Genomic DNA, 5,057 nt, shown 5'->3' with positions numbered 1-5,057 from the left:
GGCCCCGGGCAGCACCTCGCCCGGCCCGCCTGCGCCGCCGGCCGGGGGTCCCGGCCGCTGACGCGGCGCGCGCCCGGCTAGAACTGCTTGGCCGCCGGCGTCGCGACCGGCCCCTGGGCGCCGGCCACGGCCTCCGGCGGCGCGAGCCGGCCGAGCCCCTTCTCGACCAGGAAGCGGCGGATCTTCGCGGCGGGCGCGACGAACGTCTCGCCTGGCATGGGCACGTCGAACGCGTACTGCTCCTCGTCCTTGCCGAACGCCACGCGCGCGGTGCGGTAGCCCTCGACCAGCCCGATGAGGTGGCCGCCGGGGACGTCGAAGACGCCGCCGCCGGAGCTGCCGTAGCCGATGGCCGCGTCGGTCTTGAGCGCGCGGGCGCGCCGCGGCGCCGCGGCGTTCTCGGCCAGCTCGTACTCGACCTGCGAGACGATGCCCGCCGCCACCGAGAGCCCCTTCCCGAACGGCGCGCCGATCACCACGAGGTCGTCGCCGAGTTCGAGCAGGTCGTCGCCGGCGAGCGGCGTCACCGGCAGCTTCGCCGCCACCTCGAGGACGGCCAGGTCCGCCTCGGGCACGCGCCCGCGCGCGACCACCGTGGCGGCCACGCCGGCGGAGCCGTCGGAGGGGAGCACGCGCAGCTCCGCGCCCTCCGGCCACTCGCGGGCCGGCTCGACCACGTGCGCGTTGGTGAGCACGTAGGTGCGGCCGCCGTCGTGGGCGAACGCGATGCCGGAGGCGCTCCGGACCACGTTCCCGCCCGCGACGATCTGGAGCCGGACCGCCGAGGGGAAGACCTTGTGCACGGTCTCCGCGCGCGGGTTGCCCGCGCGCGGCGACGAGAGCCCCAGCAGCGGGGAGGCGAGGAGGAAGAGGCCGGCGACCAGGGCCGCGCCGCCAAGGCTGGACAGGAGTCGATAGCGGGGCACGAAATCCGAAACGGCGGACCCGAAGAGGCAATTCCCTCCGCGTGCGGCGCGACCGCCTCGCGCGCGGCGTGCGCCCGAGCGCCCGTCAGGCCGCGCCCTCGTAGCGCCGGCGCGTCAGGAACAGGATCGCGTCGCGCGCGCACTCCTCGCAGTAGCCGTAGCGCTCGCGCAGGGTGGCGAGCGTGCGCTCGACCTGCCGCCGCGCCTTCTCGTCGAGCGAGGCCCGCTCGTCGGAGAGGTAGCGGAGCAGGCTCTCGGTCGCCCGCCCCAGCTCCCGCCGGCGCTCCTCGTACGTGTGCTCGCGCAGGCGCCGGAACAGGTCCGGGAAGATGGCCACGTAGTCGATCTCGGCGGCGTCGGGGTGGTCGAGCCGGTAGGCGCCCACCGCCGCGATGAGGCCGCGCCTGAACGCGGTGCGGTTCTCGCCCTCGGGCATGACGACCTTCTCCAGCTCGATCATGCGACCCTCGTCGGCCGGCGCGTACTCGCCGGTCACGGGGTTGCGGATCTTCTCGTCGCGCACCCAGTGCGAGACGAGCGCCACGTAGCGCCCGAACAGCTCGCGGTACTGGCCCTCGGAGACGAGGCCCATCGAGTCGCGGATCTCCTCGTCGACGGCGTCGAGGACCTCCGCCTCGACCACGCGCACGAACGCCTCGTGGTCGTGGTACCCGTCCACCACCTCCTGCTGCAGGAAGTCGTGCACGGTGCGGTCCCGGCAGATCGCCCGCAGCTCGTCCAGCACCGCCCGCGGGGTGAGGCAGCGGGTGGCCTGCGACTGGGCCGCGTTCAGGAGCGCGGTCTTGAGCTCGCGCGCCGAGGCGCCCATGCGCCCCTCGTAGTTCGGGTAGGCCTCGGACTCGCGGTAGAGGTCGGGGGCGTGCTTGCGCAGCACCTTGCCCTGCGCGAGCGACAGCCGGTCCGGCGCCGCGCCGGCGTCGTACAGGCGCAGCTTCTCCAGCGGCGCGAGGTCCTCGACCAGCCCGCGCAGCTCGCCCTCGTAGCGCTCCGGGAGCGGCCGCTTCAGGCGCGTCAGCACCGCCCAGCGCGCCGCCACCTCGGTGGCGTGCGGCGCGACGTGGCGCCCGACCGCGGCCGAGGTGATCTGCTGGTCGTACACCTCGCGCTCCACCGAGGCGCGGCGCAGGTACGGCACGCGCACCAGCTCGAGCCGGCCCTTGTACGAGGCGAAGTCGGGCGACTCCTTGAACGCGGAGAGCTGCTTCTCGTTCGCGCTCGCGATGAGCACCGCGTCGAGCTGGAGCAGCACCTGGTCGAGCGCGACCCGGCCCGTCTCCGCCATGCCGAGCAGGTACTTGAACGCCTCCGGCGGGCGCTTCAGCAGGTCGGAGTACTCCACCAGGCCGCGGTTGCCGGCCACCAGCGGGCCGGCCGGCTCGAGCAGCGTCAGCGCGTGCAGCGCGGGCGGCAGCGCGGCGGCGCTCCGGTCCACCGTGACCTGCCGGTAGCCGGCGTCCACCGACAGCTGCGGCTCGAGCGTGACCGCCGCCTGCTGGTAGCGCGCCGAGACGTAGAGGCGCTCCACCTGCACGTGCCGGAGGACCTTGAGCCAGTCGCCGCGGTACGCGGCCAGCAGCGCGTCGTGCACCTGCCGGCAGTACTGGCAGACCTCGCCCTCGAGCAGGTAGTCGGAGAGCACGAAGTCCCGCTCCCCCGCCCCCTCGCGCGCGCTCGGCCGGCAGCGCTCCTCGAGCAGCGCCCGCCGCTCGGCGCGCGGCACGAGCAGCAGCGGGTGGTCCTTCATCGGGCAGGAGAGCCGCGCGTCCAGCGCGTCGCCCTCCAGGTGCGCGAAGCTCGGCAGCTCCGGCTCGTCGCCGCGCCCGCCGCCGAACCCGAGGCCCCCGCCGCGGACCGCGCGGCCGCTCGGGAACACCCAGTGGAACCGGTACAGCGTCCCCTCCGGCGTGCGCGAGTACGCCTCCATCCCGCGGATCAGCGCCGAGACGATCGACGACTTCGCCGAGCCGTTCGGCCCGTGCAGCAGCACCAGCTTGTTCACGCGGCCGCTGCGCACGAACGCGCCGAGCGCGCGGTAGATGGCGGCCTGGACCTCCTCCTGGCCGGCCACGCGGTGCTGCCGGCCGTCCGCATCGAACGGCAGGTCGAACAGCCGGAAGCGGCGCACCCGCCCGACGGGCGTGTCGCGCTCCTCGGACCCGAAGTGGTCGAGGACGTCGCGCAGGTACTGGGCGGCGGAGCGCGCGTGGGCCCGCGGCGACTCGAGGAAGGCCTGCAGGTACTCGGGGTACGAGAGGATCGAGCGGTTCGCCACGAACGCGCCCTTCACGCCCGATCCGACGTTCGCCAGCCAGCGCTGCGCCTCCATGGGTGGCCTCCCAGCGGTTCCTAACCGTGGCACGGAGCGACCGCCGCGCCAACGGCCGGCCATGCGGGCGCGTGTGTGCAAGCCCGGACGGCGGGCCACTCCACGCTGGGTCCCCTCCGTAGTACCCTCCGGCACCCATGGAGCGGCTGCCCAACGACGTCATCATCGGGATCGACCTCGGCACCACGAACTCGTGCGCCGCGCTGGCCGTCGGCGACGGCCAGGTGAAGCTCATCCCGTACAAGGGCGGCGAGTACACCATCCCGTCGATCTTCGCGATCGACGACAAGGGCCACGAGCTCATCGGCCACGAGGCCAAGCGCCAGTGGCAGCTCAACCCGCGCAACACCCTGTACGCCACCAAGCGCCTCATCGGGCGCGCGCCCAAGGACGACGTGGTCGAGTCGGTGCAGCGCTCGGTGCAGTACCGGGTGCACGCCGGCGACCTCAACGACGTGGCGCTCGACTGCCACGGCCGCAGCTACCACGTGCCCGAGGTGAGCGCGAAGATCCTCGGCAAGATCCGCGACGTCGCCTCCGACCACCTGGGCATCCCGGTGAAGCGCGCGGTGGTGACCGTGCCCGCGTACTTCACCGACCGCCAGCGGCAGGCCGTGAAGGAGGCGGGCACGCTGGTGGACCTGGAGGTGGTGCGGATCATCAACGAGCCGACCGCCGCCGCGCTCGCCTACGGCATCGGGAAGCGGCTCGACCAGCGGGTGCTGGTGTACGACCTCGGCGGCGGCACCTTCGACGTCTCCATCATCGAGATCCGCGACCGCGTCTTCGAGGTGAAGGCCACCGGCGGCGACATCTTCCTGGGCGGCCTCGACTTCGACAACGCGGTGATCGGGCACGTGCTCGACGACTTCCGGCGCAAGCACGGCATCGACCTGTCGTCGGACCCGGTCGCGATGCAGCGGATCAAGGACCTGGCCGAGCGGACCAAGATCGACCTCTCGGCCCGGGCCGAGGCGCCGTTCTCGATCCCGTTCATCACCATGACCGCGCAGGGCCAGCCGCTCAACATGGACCTGCGCTTCGACCGCACGCTGCTCGAGGCGCTCACGCACCACCTGGTGGACCGGTCGATCGAGATCATGGCCGGGGTGATGGTGGACGCGGGCGTGGGCGCCGCCGACATCGACGAGGTGATGCTGGTGGGCGGGCAGACCCGCATGCCCATCATCCAGGACCGGCTCACCCGCTACTTCGGCCGTCCGCCGTCCAAGGGCGTCCACCCCGACGAGGCGGTCGCGATCGGCGCGGCGCTGTACGGGTGGTCGCTGCGCGAGACCTCCGACCTGCGCATCCAGCTGCTCGACGTGATCCCGATGGCCATCGGGATCGAGCAGGCGGGCGGGACGATGCACGTGGTCTTCCCGCGCAACGCCTCGATCCCGAACGCGAGGACCGTGGCCGCGACGAACGCGGTGGACGGCCAGCGCGAGCTGGTGGTGCGGATCTTCCAGGGGGACCACGGGCTCACCGCGCAGAACGAGCTGCTGGGCGAGTTCACCTTCAGCGGGGTCCGGCCCTGCCGCGCCGGCGAGGTGCGGCTGGAGATCGTGTTCGAGGTGAACGTCGAGGGGATCCTCTCCATGAGCGCCCGCGACCTCGACACCGGCCGGCAGATGCGCACCACGGTGCGCGTCACCTCCAGCTGACGGCCGCGCCCCCCGGAGACGGCGCGGCCCCCGGCGCGGGGGCGCCGGGGGCCGCGAGGACGCGAGGTCGCCGCCGGCTACCGCCGGTCGCCGCCCCTGCCGCCGCCGTGCGGGGCC

The 5,057-nt window shown here is 73.6% G+C and carries 3 protein-coding genes; 1 reads left to right on the top strand and 2 read right to left on the bottom strand.

The window, feature by feature from the left end:
* Positions 1–77: 77 nt before the first annotated feature.
* A complete protein-coding gene (locus PSR1_RS21680; RefSeq protein WP_059439430.1) occupies positions 78–926 on the bottom strand; it encodes a serine protease in 849 nt (282 codons plus the stop codon).
* An 85-nt stretch (positions 927–1,011) separates the two neighbouring features.
* Complete coding sequence (locus PSR1_RS21675) at positions 1,012–3,273, bottom strand: PrkA family serine protein kinase (protein WP_059439429.1); 2,262 nt, start codon at positions 3,271–3,273, stop codon at positions 1,012–1,014.
* A 137-nt stretch (positions 3,274–3,410) separates the two neighbouring features.
* Between PSR1_RS21675 and PSR1_RS21670 the strand changes: the two genes are divergently transcribed.
* Positions 3,411–4,940 (top strand): Hsp70 family protein, encoded by a 1,530-nt coding sequence (locus PSR1_RS21670; RefSeq protein ID WP_059439428.1) that lies wholly within the window; start codon positions 3,411–3,413, stop codon positions 4,938–4,940.
* The last annotated feature ends 117 nt before the right edge of the window (positions 4,941–5,057 follow it).

Origin of the sequence: Anaeromyxobacter sp. PSR-1, assembly GCF_000964525.1 — a bacterium.
GTDB lineage: Bacteria > Myxococcota > Myxococcia > Myxococcales > Anaeromyxobacteraceae > Anaeromyxobacter.
Note: the sequence above shows the minus strand (reverse complement) of the source record. Positions and strands in the feature narration are given on the sequence as shown.

What these genes read in the sequence shown, in the direction of transcription:
- PSR1_RS21675 (WP_059439429.1), bottom strand. Translation starts at nt 3,273, where the DNA reads ATGGAGGCGCAGCGCTGGCTGGCGAACGTCGGATCGGGCGTGAAGGGC.
- PSR1_RS21670 (WP_059439428.1), top strand. Translation starts at nt 3,411, where the DNA reads ATGGAGCGGCTGCCCAACGACGTCATCATCGGGATCGACCTCGGCACC.